Raw genomic sequence first — 16872 nt, forward strand, 5'->3', positions numbered from 1 at the left:
GACGCTCTTATTCTCGGATAGGCAGCAAACCTACATAAATGTAGTTAGCAACAGATTAAAGAATACCGCATTCAAGCCGCACGACGGCCAGCGGCAACATGCATGGCCGGACGACACGAAGCCGGGCGTCCAAGAATTCCGGAGGTCGCAGGAAGGGAGATTTGGTAGCGGAGGAGGGACTTGAACCCCCGACACGCGGATTATGATTCCGCTGCTCTAACCAGCTGAGCTACTCCGCCCCAATAGAGGCCCGCGGGGGGCACTTGCCCGCGCGGAGCCACGCATATAGGCGAGCCGGGCGGGGCTGTCAACAGAGCGCTGAGGGGTATTTTGCCCGCAGGGGCCTATTCGAAATATTCCGGGAAGTGGGCGCGGATCTGCCCGGTCGCCGAAACCGTCCCTCTCAAATGCTCGCGCACCGCGATTTCCGCCGCGTCCGGGTCCCTGAGCGCGAGGCAGTCGAGGATCCGCTTGTGCTCGCGCAGGATCGAGCTTGCCTTGCCCTTGCTCGGCAGGTGCAGGTTGCGCAGCCGGTCGAGATGCACGCGCCGGGCCCGGACGATGTCCCAGAGCCCCGCCACGTCCGCCAGTTCGTACATCCGGCGATGCAGCTCGTTGTCCGCCTCGGCGAAGGCCGCGAGATCTCCGGCCCTCAGGAAAACGCTCTGCCGCTGCAGGATCGCGCGCAGGTCGATCAGCTCGATCTCCGTCAGCCGCGCCGCGAGGATCCGCGCGATCTCGACCTCGACGCTGCGGCGCAGGACATGCGCCTCACGGGCGCTCTGCACATCGATGAAGGAGACGACCGTGCGGGACTGGGGAAAGATGTCCACCAGCCCCTCCTCCTCCAGCAGGATCAATGCCTCCCGGACCGGGGTCTGGCTGACACCGAACCGTTCCGCGATCTCCTTCTTCGAGATCGGCGCGCCCGGCGGCAGCGTCAGATCGACGATCCGCGCCCTGAGCTCGGCATAGATCTGCTGCACGGCGGTCACGCGCTGCCCGCGCGCCGCCGGCAAGCTGTCTTTCGAGGAACCCGGATTCTGCTCTGATCTTGGGTGCATCCTGACGGGCGGACCTCGCCGCAATGGATGAACGAATCCGGCGGAATTTAAGGGCTAGTATGTCTATGGTCAATTGATATATTAGTCGGGTATCGACGCCACAAAAGAGAGCAAATCTCAGGCGCAACGGGAGGAGGAACCCACAATGTTGAAGAAGTCTCTACTGGCCATCGCCGTCGCGGCGACGGCGCTGGCGGGCGCGGCCGACGGGGCGCTCGCAAAAACCCTTAAAGTGCAGGCCAGCTCGAAAGCCGGCGACTGGGCCCACCGTTTCATGACCGACGAATGGGGTCCGAAACTGGGCGTGATGACCGGCGGCAAGGTTGAGATCGACGTGCTGCCGACAAAGGCCGTCGTGCCCCACCGCGAGACCATCGACGCGGTTGCCAACGGCATCCTCGACGGCGACCTGAACGCGGTCAGCTACTTCTCCGGCCGCGACCCCGCCTTCGCCGTGATCGGCGACCTAATCGCCGGCTACGACACCGTCGACCAGGTCCGCACCTTCTGCATGCATGGCGGCGGCAAGGAAATCCTGCAGAAGCTCTACGACAAGTACACCAAGGGCAAGGTGCACGTGGTCGGCTGCGGGCCCTATGCGAAGGAAGCCTTCGTCTCCACCATCCCGATCAAGACCGTCGACGACATGAAGGGCGTGAAAGTGCGCTCGCCGGAAGGTCTCGCGGCTGAGGTCTTCAAACGGGCCGGTGCGGCCCCGGTGTCGCTGCCCTTCTCCGAGGTCTATACGGCGCTGGAAAAAGGCGTGATCGACGCCGCCGATGCCTCGGCCCACGTCAACAACAATGCCTCCGGCATGTACAAGGTGGCGAAGTTCCCGATCTATCCGGGCATCCACTCGATGGCGGTACTGCAGTTCATCGTGAACAAGAAGGTCTGGGACAAGCTTGGCCCGGAGGGACAGACCGCGCTCGAGGTCTGGTATTCCGCCGCCTATGACGCAATGCGTCGCGAGGCGGACCTGCAGGACCAGGCCATCGCGGCCGAACAGCGGGCCGGCGGCGACATCACCGTCGTCGACTGGTCGACGGAGGAACGCGCCAAATTCCGCGAGATCGCGGTCGGCGCCTGGCACGACTTCGCGGCCAAGTCTCCGCTGGCGAAGGAAGCCCTGGATGCGCACCTCGCCTACATGCGCAATGTCGGCCTCCTGAAGGGCGACTGATCCACCTGCCGGAACCGCCGCGCCCGAACCGGGGCGCGGCGGTTTCCTGTCTTCAGCACTCCCTACTACGGGCAACGACGCGGGGCACGCGATGAGCGGATTCACGGAAACCATGGTCGGGGCACCGGCCGGTGCGACATTCAGCCGATCCGTCGACCATGTCAGCCGTTTTCTCGGGCTGGCGGTCAGCAATCTCTACCTGCTGGCGGCCATATGCACGCTCTGGGAAGTGATTGCCCGCTACGTATTCAACAACCCGACCCAATGGGTATTCGAAGTCGTCATGGTGCTCTGCGCCACGGCCTGGATGCTCTCCGCCGGCTTCGTCACCCTGCGCAAGCGCCATATCGGAATCACCGTCTTCTACCTGATGGCCTCGGAGCGGGTGCGCTGGTGGCTTGACCTCTTCGCCATGGTGGTCGGCGTCTTCGCTCTCTACATGCTGGTCTCGGACACGCTGATCCGGGCGCTGGAGAGCATCGACCTGACGGAACGCGGCGGCACGGCCTGGAACTCGCCGCTGCCGATGATCCTGAAGACCGTTCTCGTCTCCGGGCTGTTCCTCTATCTCGTCCAGCTGCTGGTCAATCTCACGCGTCATTTCCAGACCCGGCCGCTGCAGGTCGCGACCCTGGCGGTGCTGAGCCTGCTCTGCCTCCGGTTGCTGCTGCAGATCTTCGCGCACTACAGCGGCGGCGAAGGAGTCTGGTACGGCATCGAGACCTCCCTCGCGGAGAGCGGCAGTGCCTTTGTCGACCGTTTCGTGATCGACCGGGACGAGATCGGCATCGCCACCATCTCGCTCGGGATCGTCGCCGCCCTCCTCGCCCTCATGATGACGGGCATGCCGCTCGGCATCGTCACGCTGATCATCTCAGTGATCTGCGCCCTGATGTTCTACGGCACGACAGGTATGTACCTGGTCTCGACCAACGCCATGGACCTGCTGGAGAAATACCCGCTGGTCGCGGTGCCGTTCTTCGTGCTCATGGCCTCAATCCTCGAGCGCGCCGGCATCGCGCAGGACCTGTTCGACGCCATGTCGATCTTCGCCGGCGGACTGCGCGGCGGAGTCGCGCTGCAGACCACGATCGTCGCCGTCATCCTCGCCGCCATGTCCGGCGTGATGGGCGGCGAGATCGTCATGCTCGGCCTGGTCGCCCTGCCGCAGATGCTGCGGCTCGGATACGACCGGAAACTGACCATCGGCCTGATCTGCGCCTCCGGTGCTCTGGCGACGCTGATTCCGCCCTCCATCGTCATGATCGTCTACGGCCTCAGCGCCAATGTCGGGATCGGCGACCTGTTCTCCGCCGGTTTCGTCCCCGGACTGATGCTCGCGGCCTTCTACGTCTCCTTCGTCCTGCTGCGCTGCAATCTCAACCCCACTCTGGCCCCCACTGCCGCGGAGATCGCGGAACGGACCGGGCAGGTGACGAAGCTCGGCCGGCACCAGATCTGGGCCGTCACGCTCTGCATCCTGCTGATCGTCTGCGTTATGGGATCGATCTATGGCGGCATCACCAGCGTCACGGAGGCTGCCGCGGTCGGGGTGTTCGGCGCAATCGTCGTCGCCGCCGTCCGCTTCCAGTTCAACTACCCCCTGATCCGCGACTGCCTCGCCAACACGATGTCGGTGGTCGGCACGATCATCTGGCTGATCCTCGGCGCGGTTGCCTTCGTCGGTCTCTACAATCTGATCGGCGGCGCCGACTTCATGCGCGATCTGATCAAGGACGCCGGACTCGGGGCGCTGGGCACCATCTTCGTGATGATGGCCATCCTGGTGATCCTCGGCACCTTCATGGAATGGATCGCGATCATCTTCATCACCGTGCCGGTCTTCGCGCCGGTGGTCCGCGACCTGGCGCCGGAACTCGGCATGGAACCGGAATGGGCCGCCGTCTGGTTCGGCATCCTGTTCGTGATGAATATCCAGATCTACTTCCTCAGCCCGCCCTTCGGACCGGCCTGCTTCTGGCTGAAATCCGTGGCGCCCAAGGACGTTACACTGCAGGAGATCTTCATCAGCGTGATCCCGTTCATCTGCTTGCAGATCATCGGCATGCTGCTGGTCATGTTCTTCCCGCAGATCGCGCTCTGGATGCCCCAATTGCTGAATTGACCGGAGATAGCACATGTCCATGTATGACCAGCACGAGGATGACGAGAACGCCATCGCCGGATCCTACGGAGTCGCTCCGACCGTGATCGGCGTCCTGATCGGACTGGCCCTCATCGCCTTCATGTTTGCACTTGCCGACGGATTTTCCTGACAATGACCCGCAAGAATAAGACCCCCGAGGAGCTTCGCAGCCATCGCTGGTACGGAGTGGAGGACCTACGCGCCTTCGGGCACCGTTCGCGCACCATGCAGATGGGCTACGACGCGGAGGACTGGACCGGCAAACCGGTGATCGGGATCATCAATACCTGGTCGGACATCAACCAGTGCCATGTCCACTTCAAGGAGCGCGTGGCCGACGTGAAGCGCGGCGTGCTGCAGGCCGGGGGCTTTCCGATCGAACTGCCGGCGATCTCGCTCTCCGAACCGCTGGTCAAGCCGACCACCATGCTCTACCGCAACCTCCTCGCCATCGAGACGGAAGAGTTGATCCGCTCCCACCCGGTCGATGCCGTCGTGCTGATGGGCGGCTGCGACAAGACCACGCCGGGTCTGCTGATGGGCGCGATTTCGATGGACCTGCCGACGATCTTCTTCCCGGCGGGGCCGATGCTGCGCGGCAACTGGAAAGGCGTCAAACTCGGCAGCGGCTCCGACACCTGGAAGTATTACGACGAGCTCCGCGCCGGGAAGATCACCCAGCAGGACTGGACCGAGGTGGAGCAAGGCATCGCACGTTCCTTCGGTCACTGCATGACCATGGGGACCGCGAGCACGATGACCTCGATCGCCGAGGCGCTCGGTTTCGTGCTGTCCGGCGGCGCCTCCATTCCCGCCCCCGATTCCAACCATATCCGCCTCGCCGCGCAATGTGGCCGGCGCATCGTCGAAATGGCCTGGGAAGACCTGAAGCCGAGCGACATCCTCACGCGCGCCTCGTTCGAGAACGGTATCGCCGCCGCCATGGCGATGGGCTGCTCGACCAATGCCATCATTCACGTGGTCGCAATGGGACGGCGCGCCGGTTTCGATATCGGACTCGACGATTTCGACCGCATCGGCCGCGACGTTCCTGTCATCGCCAATATCCGGCCGAACGGCGACACCTATCTGATGGAGGATTTCTACTACGCGGGCGGCCTGAGGGCGATGCTGAAGACCATCGAGCCGCATCTCGCGACCGACGCGATGACGGTGACCGGCAGAACGATTGGCGAGAATATCGCCGACGCTCAGGTCTATGACAGCGATGTCATCCGTCCGCTCGACAACCCGATCTACGAGAGCGGCGCGCTCGTCGTGCTGAAAGGCAACCTCGCGCCCGACGGCTGCGTGATGAAGGTATCCGCGATGGACCGGCGGTTCCTGAAGCATACCGGCCCGGCGCTGGTCTTCGACGATTATCCGGCGATGAAGGCCGCGATCAACGACGAGAATCTGGACGCCACGGAAGACACCGTCCTGATCCTGCGCAATGCCGGCCCGAAAGGCGGCCCCGGCATGCCGGAATGGGGCATGCTCCCGGTCCCGACCAAGCTCGTGAAACAGGGCGTCCGGGATATGCTCCGGCTTTCGGACGCCCGCATGAGCGGCACCAGCTATGGCGCCTGCATCCTGCATGTCGCGCCGGAGGCCTATGTCGGCGGTCCGCTCGCGCTGGTGCAGACCGGCGACCTGATCACGGTCGATGTCGAGAAGCGGCTGATCCAGATGGAGATCGACGACGCGGAACTGGAGCGCCGCCGGGCGGCCTGGAAGCCGCTGGCGCCGCGCTACGAGCGGGGATATGGCTGGATGTTCTCCCAACATATCCTGCAGGCCGATTCCGGCTGCGATTTCGACTATCTCGAGACCGATTTCGGCGCCCCCGTCGCCGAACCCGCCATCTTCTGATCCGGAGCACACAGAATGACTGCGACTGCCCTGAGCGCGGAAACCCGCGAAAAACTGATGAAGGTCAGCACCGCGACCATCTGCACGGCGCTCTTCAAGCTCGGACTGAAGAACCAGTTCATCCAGGACGTGCAGCCGCTCGGCGCCAAGGGACGGAACATGGTCGGGCAGGCCTACACGATGCGCTACATCCCGGCCCGCGAGGACCTGAACCCGATCTCGGTCTTCCAGGACCCGACGCATCCGCAGCGGGTCGGCGTCGAGGAATGTCCGGAAGGCCACGTCATGGTCATCGACAGCCGGAAGGACCCGCGGGCCGCGTCCGCCGGCTCGATCCTCGTCACCCGCCTCATGAAGCGCGGCTGCGCCGGTGTGGTGACCGATGGCGGTTTTCGCGATGCGCCTGAAATCGCGGCGCTCGACATCCCGACCTATCACAATCGACCCTCGGCACCGACCAACCTGACCCGGCACCAGGCGATCGAACTCAACGGGCCGATCGGCTGCGGCGACGTCGCGGTGTTTCCGGGAGACGTGGTGGTGGGCGACGGCGAGGGCGTGGTCGTGATCCCGCTGCATCTGGCCGACGAAATCGCCGCCGAGGCGACCGAGATGACCGCCTTCGAGGATTTCGTCACCGAGCGCGTCCTGGAAGGCGAGGCGGTGATCGGCCTCTACCCGGCCACGACCGAGAAGGCGAAGGCTGATTTCGCCGCCTGGCGCGCCAGAACCGGCCGCTGAAACCGGGCCGGAGCCAGAAGGGCCTAGCGGCTCTCCCCGCCGGCGATCAGCTTGCGCCGCAGCCAGCCTGAGGCGCCGTCCATGACGAACACCATCACGATGATCAGGCCGATGATGTAGAAGGTGTTCTCCCAGTCGCGCGAGGTCCGCATGGTCTCGACCAGCACGAGCCCGATACCGCCCGCGCCGAGCGCGCCGATCACCGTCGCGGACCGGGTGTTGGACTCGACGTAATAGAGGAACTGCGAGGTGAAGACCGGCAGGATCTGCGGGATCACCCCGAAGCGGTAGCGTTGCCAGCGGTTGGCGCCAGTGGATTCGACGCCCTCGACCTGCTTGCGGTCGATATTCTCCAGCGCTTCCGAGAACAGCTTGCCGAGCGAGCCGGTATCGGTGAAGGCGATGGCGAGCGAGCCGGTCAGCGGGCCGAGCCCGAAGGCGCGGATGAAGATCAGCGACCAGATCAGCATGTCGATGCCGCGCACGAAGTCGAAGATTCGCCGCACCACGAAACGGATGGTGCCGTTCGGGTTGAAGTTGGAGGCCGCCACGAAGGCGAGCGGCAGACCGACTGCCGCGGCGGTCACGGTGCCGAGCACCGCCATCAGGATGGTCTCGAACAGGGCCACGGCGATGATGCCGTGCTGCCATTCGGGATTACCCCAGAAACTCGAGAGAATGAACTGCCAGTTCGGCAAATCCGGGTCGAGCCGCTCGGCAGATCCGGCGAGCGCGACCAGCTCACCGACGCTCTTGCCGTGCAGTACCGAGGTGAAGGGGAACCAGAAATTCTCCCAGCCATATTCGAACTTGTGGATCTCGATCTTGGACCTGGTGAATTGCAGGCGCCGGGAGAAGGTCGGCCGGGCGTCGAGCTTCACGTCACGCGCGTTCAGCCAGTCCGGCACCGGTCCCTCGGGAAGCTCGGTGACGATCTTGCGGTCGACCAGCCTCGAGGAGATCGTGCCGTATCCGGGCACCTCGAATTCCAGGCTCTCTCCGGAGCCCCTGACCAGGTAACCCTCTCCAAGGTCGACCGTGAAATCGTCGGCGTCGCCCTCGACCCAGGACGGCAGCGTCTCGTACGTCGCGTGGCGTTCCCCCTCGATCGCGACCTCGAATCCGCCGCGCCGGAAATTCTTCGTCACATGGGTCTTGTAGGCGATCGAGTCGGAAATCAGCAGTGCACCCTTGGAAAGCTGCGCGCGTTCCAGGAGCCGGGTGATGTCGAATGCGTTCCACGCATAGATCAGATAGAGCACGATGCCGGCCAGCAGCAGCATCGGCACGGCGGAGGCTTTCCTGACGGTGACCCGGACAGTCTCGGACATGAGTGCAGTCTGTTCCGTTGCGGCAACCATGACGCCCTCCCCTAACCGAAACTCTCTGCGCCGACGAAATGGCGGCGCAGATAAGAGGACAATTGGTCGATGGCGACGATCGACAGGAACAGCAGCAGGAAGAGCGCCGCGATCTCGTTACCCGCGCCCCAGCCGATCGCGCGGCTGAGTTCGGAACCGATACCGCCCGCGCCGACGAAGCCGAGGATCGCCGAGGCGCGGACATTGATCTCGAAGCGCAGCAGGAAATAGCTGCTGTAATTCGGCAGGACCTGGGGAAGCACCCCGAAGCGCACGCGTTGCAGCCAGGTGCTGCCGGTCGCCTTCAGGCCTTCCAGCGGCTTGACGTCGATGTTCTCATTTACCTCCGAGAACAGCTTACCGAGCGCCCCGGAGGTGTGGAAGGCGACGGCGATGGCGGCCGGCACGGGACTGGCACCGAGCACGAAAATGAGAAACAGCGCAATGATCAGTTCCGGGAAGGCCCGCATGACGTCCATGATGCGGCGCACGACCGGGATCATTGCCGCCGGCACCTCGAGATTTCGGCTCGACAGCAGCGAGAGGACGGTCGCGATGAGCGCGCCGATGATGGTGGCTACCGCAGCGATATTGAGGGTCTCGATCAGCGCCGGCAGGAATTTCGGAAACAGTGCCCAGAAAGCCCATCCGTCTTCCCAGGACTGGGCCACGATCTGCGCCGGATAGTCGAAGAATTTCGCCAATCCCTGCAGGAAGCCGCCGGAATTGAGCTGCGATGCCTCGTGGTATCCGGACATCACGACGGCGATCAGCAGCACGACGGCGAGCCCGGTATAGAGCCGGCGCCGGTTCTCGAGCGCGACCACCTCCTGGTGCATCACATCGACCATCTTACCGATCCTGATCAAGAAATTCGGGCCGCGCCCGGAAGGTGAGCGGGACCGTGCCGAGGCACAGTCCAGCCCGTTGTATTCAGCAAACGCCGGAGCGCTGTCTTACATCTTCGACTTGCGCGCCGCGACGATGACCTCGTAAGTCTCGTGCGTGACCGGCGTCATGCCCTTGATCTCGCCGGCCATGAAGCTGTAGGCGCATTCCGGATCGAGCGAGGACAGGCCGGCGATCAGGCCGGTGACCTTCACCTTGACGTCGGACGGAAGGTCCTTGCGCAGCACGACCGGGCCTTCCGGGATCACCTTGGATTTCCAGATCTGCACCAGCTGGGTCATGTCGACGAGGCCGGCATCGGCGGCCTTGCGCAGCGCGCCGCTGTTGTAGCCCTCTTCCCACTCGCCAAGGCCGTCGGCCCAGGTGACGCCGGCATCGATGTCACCGTTGGCGACCGCCACGATGGTCTGCTCGTGACCGCCGGTGAAGACCACTTCGCCGAAATACTCGCCGCTTTCCATCGGGAAGCCGGCCGCCGGGATCTCGATCGACGGGATCAGATAGCCGGAGGTCGAATTCGGGTCGCCGAAGCCGAACTTCTTGCCCTTCATGTCGTCGAGCGTCTTGATGCCGCTATCCACGCGGGCGAAGCCGATCGAGTGATAGCCGATGGAACCATCCACATTGACCTTGACCAGAACCGGCTCAACGGCTTCCGGGTCGGTAAGGTACGTCTTGGCATAACCGGAGGCACCGAGCCAGGCCATGTCCAGATTGCGGCCGATGAGGCCCTCGATCACGCCGTTATAGTCGGCCGGCGCGAAGATCTTGGTCGGCACGCCGAGCAAGGCCTCGACTTTCGAGCGCACGCACTCGTTGGAGCGCAGACGATCAGACTGGTTCTCTCCGCCGAGCACGCCGATGCGGAACTCGGTAATCTTGTCTTCGGCGTGCACGTCGGCCGCGCCGAACGCGGTCACGGCGACGGCAGCCGCCATCGCGAAATTGCGAACGAACTTCATCCCTAACTACTCCCTATGTTGCATTCGCCCCACGGACCACCGGCGGTGCGCCGGGTCACGCCGTGGCGGCATTCGCCTCAGCAACCGGGCCCCCCTGGCCCGCCGCGGAGGGATCGGATCTGGCGCGCCGCGGCGCGCCGCTGGTGGAAATGCTGGTCGAGGTCACGGCTTCGTTCAGCCCGTCCTCGGCGCCGTAGATCTCGCGCGCCGCTTCCGGAGTCAGTTCGTCGGCCGGGCCGTCGAACACGACCTTGCCCTGGGCCATGCCGATCACCCGGTCGCAATAGCTGCGCGCCGTGTCGAGCGTGTGCAGGTTGCACATAACGGTCATGCCGTCGCGGTCGTGGATTTCCCTGAGAGAGCCCATGACCACCTCGGCGCTCAGCGGATCGAGAGAGGCGATCGGCTCGTCGGCGAGGATGATCTTCGGCTCCTGCATCAGGCCGCGGGCGATGGCGACGCGCTGCTGCTGGCCGCCCGAAAGGGTCTCGACCCTCTGCAGCGCGCGCTCTGCGAGACCGAGCCGGTCCAGGGCCGCGAGCGCGTCATCGATATCGCGCTGGGAAAAGATCTTGAACATGGAGCGCAGCGTGCCGTGCTGGTTCAGCCGGCCAAGCATGACGTTGGTCACGACATCGAGGCGCGGCACCAGATTGAACTGCTGGAAGATCATCGCGCAGTCCTTCTGCCAACGCCGCTTGGCGTTGCCTTTGAGGCCGAGCACATCGGTGCCCTCGACGAGGATCTCTCCGGAGGTCGCCGGCGTCAGACGATTGAAGAGCCTGAGGAAGGTGGACTTTCCGGCGCCCGAGCGTCCGATCACCCCGATCATCTGCGGCTTGTCGACCGTGAAACTCACGGAATCGACCGCGATCATGTTTCCGAAGGCTTTGGTAACGTTCTTGAATTCGATCATGCCCCACTCCTGAATCTCGCGCCGTCCGGGGCTCGCAAAAGCCCGCACCGCGCGAGAACCGACCGGGCGTTGGTATCAATGGAGCGGGTCGATCCCGTGACGCTTTTGCTTCAGTTTCATGAAGCCGTCAGAGCCGGCGGCGACACTCAGTTGCTTGCGACGGAAAGCGAGAGGCGTCTGTGATCGGCTTCGATGAAGGTCTCGTAATCTGCGTGCGTGACCGGGAAGAGCCCGGTGATCGGGCGCCCAAAGGCTGTTGCGAGACAGTCGGGCGCACGCGCGCCGAGCGCGGCGAGCTGCGTCGTGACGATGTGTTTGATCGGATCCGGGAGTGTCTTCCGGAGCACCAGCGGACCGTTCGGCACGAGTGGAGACCGCCAGATCTCGGACAGGGGAGAGGCGGCGCCCGGCTTGAAGCGGGCCAGCGGGCCCGTGTCGGCCGTGCCGCCAACCGTCGTCCAGGTGACCGCCAGATCGATTGCGCCGCTTTCCAGTGCGGTCAGATTGGCCTGGTGGCCGCCGCTGAACTGCACGACCGCGAACCCTTCGGTCTTGAAGCCGTCCCGTGCGAGCGCAACCGAGGGCACAAAATAACCCGGCAGGGACCGGTGATCCGCAAAGCCGACTTCCTTGCCCGTCATGTCCTCAAGCGTGGAAAGCTCCGCGCCCGTGCGCGCCAGGACAACGGCGCGGTAGCCTTTCGCGCCGCCACGTTCGAGCGGGGCCAGCACCGGCTGTACCGCGGCGGCATTGCTCCGCCAGAGTGCACTGTAGGACCGCGGGGAAAGTGACGCGAGATCGACCTCACCGGCGACCAGCGCGTCCTGCAATGCCGTGCCCGAGGCGAATGCGTTTACGGTGACCGGTACGCCCAGCCCGTCGGCCAGTTCCTGCATCAGACACGTCTGCGCAGCGAATCCGGTCTCGACGGACAGGCCGCCGAGGATCCCGATCTTCAGATCTCCGGCCGCAGATGCGAACACCGGGGAAACCAGCCCCGAAATCATGCCGACCGCGGCGGCAGCCGACAATGCACGCCTGATAGCCTGTCGCATCGCTCTGTCCATTTCGGTCTGTTGCCGGGCCGCACCTTGCGAACCCGGGAAAACGCCCTGTATGGAGCGGAACTCTACGCGAATTGATTGACCGTTTGATGACGGTCGGATTGCAGCCGCCCGCCGATTCGGCGTCAGACGGCATTCCAGTCCGGGAAAGACCTGATCTCGGCCTCCGCGACCTCGATGAAGGCCCGCACTTTCCTTGAGAGATGGCGGTTCGCGAGATAGAGGGCGGAGACCGGCAGACGCTCTCCCTCGTATTCTGCAAGAATGGGCACCAGATCGCCGCGCCGGATATCCTCGTCGATGATATAGCTCGGAACGATGCCCACCCCCTCGCCGGACAGGATCAATTTCCTGACGGCGGAGGCGCCGTTCACGCGAACCCGGTGATTGACACTCACAGAAAGGGTCTCGGTCCCGTCGCGGAAGACCCATTGCCCCGACGTGCGCCTGTTGGTGTCGAAGATACAGCGATGTGCGGCAAGATCGCGAGGATGGTCCGGTACGCCACGGGCCTCGAGATAAGACGGTGTCGCGCAGGCGATCAACCGGGTCTCCCCCAACCGTCGTGCGATCAGGGTCGAATCCTGCAATTCTCCAATCCGGACGGACAGATCGACACCTTCGTCGATCATCGAAAGATGCTGGTCGGTGAGACGGAGATCGAGCGTCACCTGCGGGTAATCGGCAAGGTATTTCTCTACTGCGCCAAGGAGATGGGTTTCGCCGAATGTCACTGGGGCGGTGACCACCAGATTCCCGGCGGGGCTGCCGCCCTCGTCCCGCATGACGGCATGAATCTCGTCGAAATCCTCCACCAGCCGGATGCAACGCGGCAGGAACGCGCGGCCGCTTTCGGTCAGCGTGACGACCCGCGTCGTCCGGTTCAGCAGCAGGACGCCGAATTCATCCTCCAGCGCCCGGATGTTCTTGCTCACATTCTGCGCGGTGGTACCAAGCCGTTTCGCAGCCTTGGAGAAGGACATGGTGGCCGCCACCGCGGCGAAAAAGCGCATTTGCCCGATCGAATCCATATTAACAACATATTGTTTATAATCATTCAACGGAAGACCAGCTTATATCTCTTTTGGCGTACAATTAAGTCTCGGGTCATCGACGGCGCGCTCTCCCGCCCGTCACCGACATGGAAAGGACGACCCGATGACCAACCCCTCCAATGCAGACTATGCCGCGCTCATCCTTCGCGTCTCTCTCGGCGTACTCTTCATCGCCCACGGCGCGCTGAAGCTCTTCGTCTTCACCCCGGCCGGCACCGTCGGTTTCTTCGAAAGCCTCGGTCTGCCGGCGATCTTCGCCTACCTCACGATCCTCGCCGAACTCGGCGGCGGCGCGGCCCTGATTGCCGGGTTCGCAACCCGCCTCGTCTCCATCGCCACCCTGCCGATACTGCTTGGCGCGGTCTTCATGGTCCACGGCGCCAACGGCTGGCTCTACAGCAACCCGAACGGCGGCTGGGAATTCCCGGCATTCTGGGCCGTGACCCTGATCGTGCAGGCCCTGCTCGGAGACGGCGCCTATGCCCTGAAGACCCCGCGTCTGCTCGCCCTTCAGCCTGCCACCCAAGGCGAGTAGGACCGGCAGATGACCAGGCAACCAAGCCTCTTCCTGCCGCATGGCGCGCCCGACCTGCTGCTGACAGAGCATCCCGCGAAACAGTTTCTCGCGGAGCTCGGCGGCCGGGTCGGCCGCCCGGCGGCGATCCTCGTCGTCTCGGCGCACTGGGAAAGCCCACGCCTCGCACTGACCTCGGCGGAGGCGCCGGAGACCGTGCACGACTTCTCCGGTTTTCCGAAGCAGCTCTACGATTTTCGTTACCCGGCGAAGACCGACGCCGCTGTCAGCCGCCGCGTCACCGAATTGATGGCGAATCTTGGTCATACGGTCGAGGCCGATCCCGGCCGCGGCTTCGATCACGGCGCCTGGGTGCCGCTGCTCCTGGCGTTTCCCGATGCGGACATTCCGGTCGTCCAGCTCTCGCTGCTCGCGGGCGGCACCGCCCGGCAGCATTTCGAGATCGGCGAGGCCCTCGCCCCTCTCCGCGACGAGGGCGTGCTGATCGTCGGTTCCGGATCGGTGACGCACAATCTGCGCGCACTCGGCCCGGAAGGCATGCCGCCACCGGCCTGGGCGACCGGGTTCGACGATTTCGTCTCCATGGCCGTCGAAGTCGGCGACTGGAAGGCCCTGATGCGATTTCCGGATGCCCCCGGCGATGCACAACGTGCGCACCCGACGCCGGAGCATTTCCTGCCCTTCTTCGTCGCGGCAGGTGCGGGCAGGACCGACCGCGGCGCGCGGCTGCACCGGAGCTTCAGCCACAGCTCCATCAGCATGTCCGCCTTCTCCTTCGGAGCGGACCAACTGGCCGCCTGATCCCGGCCGGCACCATCCGTGCCCGCGGCGCCATACTGCATCCCCGCGCGGTCACCTTCCCGCCGGGCGGGCATTGCCGCTAGGGTTGCGGAAAGAAAAATCTACTTACCCAGGGAAGGACGCTCACAAACATGGAAAAGATCGGATTCATCGGCCTCGGCGACATGGGCGGGCCGCTTGCCCGCAATCTGAAAGCCTCCGGCGCGGACATGATCGTCTACGACATCAATCCGAAGGCCGTTGCGGCGCTGACGGCCAAGGGAGCGGAAGCCGCCGGATCCGTCGCGGAGGTCGCGAAGACCGCCGACATCGTCATCACCGTGCTGCCGGCCTCGCAGCATGTCCGCGAGGTCGTGCTCGGCCCGGGCGGCGTGCTGGAGAACGCGAAAGCCGGTACCCTCGTCATGGACATGAGCACCATCGATCCGGAGACCACGGACGAGCTCTCGACGAAGCTGGTCGAGGCCGGGATCGCCTTCGTCGACTCGCCGATCGGTCGCACCGTCGAGTTCGCCGAGCGCGGCGAGTCGCTGTTCATGGTCGGTGCCAGCAGCAATGATTTCGGCCGGGTGAAGCCCTCGCTCGAGGGCATGGGCTCGGTGATCCACCATTGCGGCGGCCCGGGCACCGGGATCCGCACCAAGCTGGTGAACAACTTCCTCGCCATCTCGCAGAATCAGCTCAGCGCCGAGGCGATCGCGCTGGCGACCGCACTCGGGCTCGAGCTGGAACAGACCCTGACCGTGGTCAACGGCACCACCGCGACCAACGGCTCGCTCACTCTCGGCTGGCCGAACAAGGTGCTGAAGGGCGATATCGAGCCGGGCTTCAAGATCGACCTCGCGCTGAAGGACCTCTCGCTGATCATGGAGGCGGCGAAAGGCAAGAAGCTGCCGATGATGATGGGCGCGGCAGCGAAGGAGTCCCTCACCATCGCCACCACCGGCCTTGGCATGGGCGAGAAGGATTTCTCCGGGCTGCTTCATGCCCAGTGCAAGCTCGGCGGCCTGACGCCGCCGAAGCTCAAGGGGTAGTGCCCGGGGCTCAGCCCGCGCTGGCCGCCGCCCGCTTGAGAGCCTTGCGGGCGAGCGACCAGCGGTGCACTTCCGACGGGCCGTCATAGATGCGGAAACCGCGGACCTCGCGGAAGATCCGCTCCACCGGGGCGTCGGAACTGGTACCGATGCCGCCGAGGATCTGCACCGCATTGTCGACGATGCGCCAGATCGCTTCCGAGCACTGCACCTTGGCCATGGAGCTTTCCTCGGCCGCGGTCTCGCCCTGGTCGAGCAGCCAGGCCGCCTGCATCAGGGAGAGCCGCGCGGTGCGGATATCCATCTCGTTGTCCGCCAGCATGAAGCCGACGCCCTCATGGCGGCCGAGCGGCTGGCCGAACACGACGCGCCTGTTGGCGTAGGCGAGCGCGGTGTCATGCGCCCGGCGGGCAGCGCCGAGCCAGCGCATGCAGTGGGTCAGCCGGGCCGGCGCGAGCCGCACCTGGGCCTGGCGGAAACCGCCGCCAGCCTCTCCGAGTATATCCGACTGGTCGACCTTCAGATCCTCGAACTCCATCTCCCAGTGCCCGCCCGCGAAGGCGGTATCCAGCGTGTCCATCTGGCGCACCAGCTTGATGCCGGCGCGGTCACCCGGAACGATGAACATGGTCGCCTTGCCATCCTCGGGCCCGCCCTCGATCTTCGCCATGATGATCACGAATTCGGCACCCTCGGCCCCGGTGATGAACCATTTCCGGCCATTGATGACATAGCCGTTGCCGTCGACCCTCGCCGTCGTCGCCAGCAGCGACGGATCGGCGCCGGCGCCGTCCGGCTCGGTCATCGCGAAGCAGGAGCGCGCACCCTTCGCCAGCGGCGCCAGGAACTGCTCGCGCTGGGACGGACTGGCGGCGACCTCAAGCAGATGCGTGTTGCCCTCGTCCGGCGCCCCGCAATGCAGCGCGGTCGGACCGAGCAGCGAGTAGCCCGCCTCCTCGAAGACGAAGGCCCGCTCGAGATGACCGAGGCCGAGCCCGCCGAATTCTTTCGGCGCATGCGGCGCGAAGACGCCGGAGGCGCGGCCGAGATCGGTCAACTCGCGCCGGAGTTCCTCGGTCGGTCCGTGCTCGGTCCAGCGCGGGTCCTTCTCGAACGGGATCACCTTTTCCCGGATGAAGTTCCGTGTCTTTTCTGCGAGCTCCGCGATATGCGGTGGGGTTGAGAATTCCATGTCCTGTGTCCTCCCAGCCCTCGGCGGGCGCGTCATT

16 protein-coding genes and 1 tRNA gene are annotated in these 16872 nt (G+C 64.6%); 8 read left to right on the top strand and 9 right to left on the bottom strand.

Going from position 1 to position 16872, the window contains the following annotated elements:
* Window positions 1-162 precede the first annotated feature (162 nt).
* Together ACOOE1_RS09430 and ACOOE1_RS09435 are read right to left on the bottom strand one after the other, a co-directional pair.
* A tRNA-Met gene (locus ACOOE1_RS09430) sits at window positions 163-239 on the bottom strand.
* Window positions 240-344: 105 nt separating this feature from the next.
* On the bottom strand, window positions 345-1064 hold the full coding sequence (locus ACOOE1_RS09435) for a GntR family transcriptional regulator (protein ID WP_420406097.1): 720 nt from the start codon (window positions 1062-1064) through the stop codon (window positions 345-347).
* A gap of 145 nt (window positions 1065-1209) precedes the next feature.
* Here ACOOE1_RS09435 and ACOOE1_RS09440 point away from each other — a divergent pair, with 145 nt between their 5' ends.
* The 5 genes from ACOOE1_RS09440 (at window position 1210) to ACOOE1_RS09460 (ending at window position 7006) form a co-directional block, all read left to right on the top strand.
* Entirely contained in the window at window positions 1210-2247 is a 1038-nt protein-coding gene (locus ACOOE1_RS09440) for a TRAP transporter substrate-binding protein (RefSeq protein ID WP_420406098.1), read from the top strand.
* Window positions 2248-2338: 91 nt separating this feature from the next.
* Window positions 2339-4372 (top strand): TRAP transporter large permease subunit, encoded by a 2034-nt coding sequence (locus tag ACOOE1_RS09445; RefSeq protein WP_420406099.1) that lies wholly within the window; start codon window positions 2339-2341, stop codon window positions 4370-4372.
* A gap of 13 nt (window positions 4373-4385) precedes the next feature.
* Entirely contained in the window at window positions 4386-4523 is a 138-nt protein-coding gene (locus ACOOE1_RS09450) for a hypothetical protein (protein ID WP_420406100.1), read from the top strand.
* Window positions 4524-4525: 2 nt separating this feature from the next.
* Complete coding sequence (gene araD / locus ACOOE1_RS09455) at window positions 4526-6265, top strand: L-arabinonate dehydratase (RefSeq protein WP_420406101.1); 1740 nt, start codon at window positions 4526-4528, stop codon at window positions 6263-6265.
* A gap of 15 nt (window positions 6266-6280) precedes the next feature.
* Complete coding sequence (locus ACOOE1_RS09460; RefSeq protein WP_420406102.1) at window positions 6281-7006, top strand: ribonuclease activity regulator RraA; 726 nt, start codon at window positions 6281-6283, stop codon at window positions 7004-7006.
* 23 nt (window positions 7007-7029) lie between these two features.
* On the opposite strand, the gene phnE (ACOOE1_RS09465) is transcribed toward ACOOE1_RS09460, so the two are convergent.
* The 6 genes from phnE (ACOOE1_RS09465) to ACOOE1_RS09490 all read right to left on the bottom strand — a co-directional run bounded on the left by phnE (ACOOE1_RS09465) (window position 7030) and on the right by ACOOE1_RS09490 (window position 13231).
* Window positions 7030-8367 (bottom strand): phosphonate ABC transporter, permease protein PhnE, encoded by a 1338-nt coding sequence (gene phnE, locus ACOOE1_RS09465; protein ID WP_420406103.1) that lies wholly within the window; start codon window positions 8365-8367, stop codon window positions 7030-7032.
* Between the two features lie 11 nt (window positions 8368-8378).
* Window positions 8379-9218, bottom strand: coding sequence for a phosphonate ABC transporter, permease protein PhnE (phnE, locus tag ACOOE1_RS09470; protein ID WP_420406104.1), 840 nt, complete (start codon window positions 9216-9218; stop codon window positions 8379-8381).
* A 105-nt stretch (window positions 9219-9323) separates the two neighbouring features.
* Window positions 9324-10238 (bottom strand): phosphonate ABC transporter substrate-binding protein, encoded by a 915-nt coding sequence (gene phnD / locus ACOOE1_RS09475; protein ID WP_420406105.1) that lies wholly within the window; start codon window positions 10236-10238, stop codon window positions 9324-9326.
* A 55-nt stretch (window positions 10239-10293) separates the two neighbouring features.
* Window positions 10294-11154, bottom strand: coding sequence for a phosphonate ABC transporter ATP-binding protein (gene phnC / locus ACOOE1_RS09480; RefSeq protein WP_420406106.1), 861 nt, complete (start codon window positions 11152-11154; stop codon window positions 10294-10296).
* A 146-nt stretch (window positions 11155-11300) separates the two neighbouring features.
* Complete coding sequence (locus ACOOE1_RS09485; protein WP_420406107.1) at window positions 11301-12209, bottom strand: phosphate/phosphite/phosphonate ABC transporter substrate-binding protein; 909 nt, start codon at window positions 12207-12209, stop codon at window positions 11301-11303.
* Window positions 12210-12343: 134 nt separating this feature from the next.
* Complete coding sequence (locus ACOOE1_RS09490; RefSeq protein WP_420406108.1) at window positions 12344-13231, bottom strand: LysR family transcriptional regulator; 888 nt, start codon at window positions 13229-13231, stop codon at window positions 12344-12346.
* A 145-nt stretch (window positions 13232-13376) separates the two neighbouring features.
* Between ACOOE1_RS09490 and ACOOE1_RS09495 the strand changes: the two genes are divergently transcribed.
* The 3 genes from ACOOE1_RS09495 to ACOOE1_RS09505 all read left to right on the top strand — a co-directional run bounded on the left by ACOOE1_RS09495 (window position 13377) and on the right by ACOOE1_RS09505 (window position 15643).
* Window positions 13377-13808 (top strand): DoxX family protein, encoded by a 432-nt coding sequence (locus tag ACOOE1_RS09495; protein ID WP_420406109.1) that lies wholly within the window; start codon window positions 13377-13379, stop codon window positions 13806-13808.
* Between the two features lie 9 nt (window positions 13809-13817).
* A complete protein-coding gene (locus tag ACOOE1_RS09500) occupies window positions 13818-14609 on the top strand; it encodes a DODA-type extradiol aromatic ring-opening family dioxygenase (protein ID WP_420406110.1) in 792 nt (263 codons plus the stop codon).
* 131 nt (window positions 14610-14740) lie between these two features.
* Window positions 14741-15643 (top strand): NAD(P)-dependent oxidoreductase, encoded by a 903-nt coding sequence (locus ACOOE1_RS09505; protein ID WP_420406111.1) that lies wholly within the window; start codon window positions 14741-14743, stop codon window positions 15641-15643.
* Window positions 15644-15653: 10 nt separating this feature from the next.
* On the opposite strand, the gene ACOOE1_RS09510 is transcribed toward ACOOE1_RS09505, so the two are convergent.
* On the bottom strand, window positions 15654-16835 hold the full coding sequence (locus ACOOE1_RS09510; RefSeq protein ID WP_420406112.1) for an acyl-CoA dehydrogenase family protein: 1182 nt from the start codon (window positions 16833-16835) through the stop codon (window positions 15654-15656).
* Window positions 16836-16872: the final 37 nt, after the last annotated feature.

Origin of the sequence: Nisaea sp. (assembly GCF_965216895.1) — a bacterium.
GTDB lineage: Bacteria > Pseudomonadota > Alphaproteobacteria > Thalassobaculales > Thalassobaculaceae > Nisaea.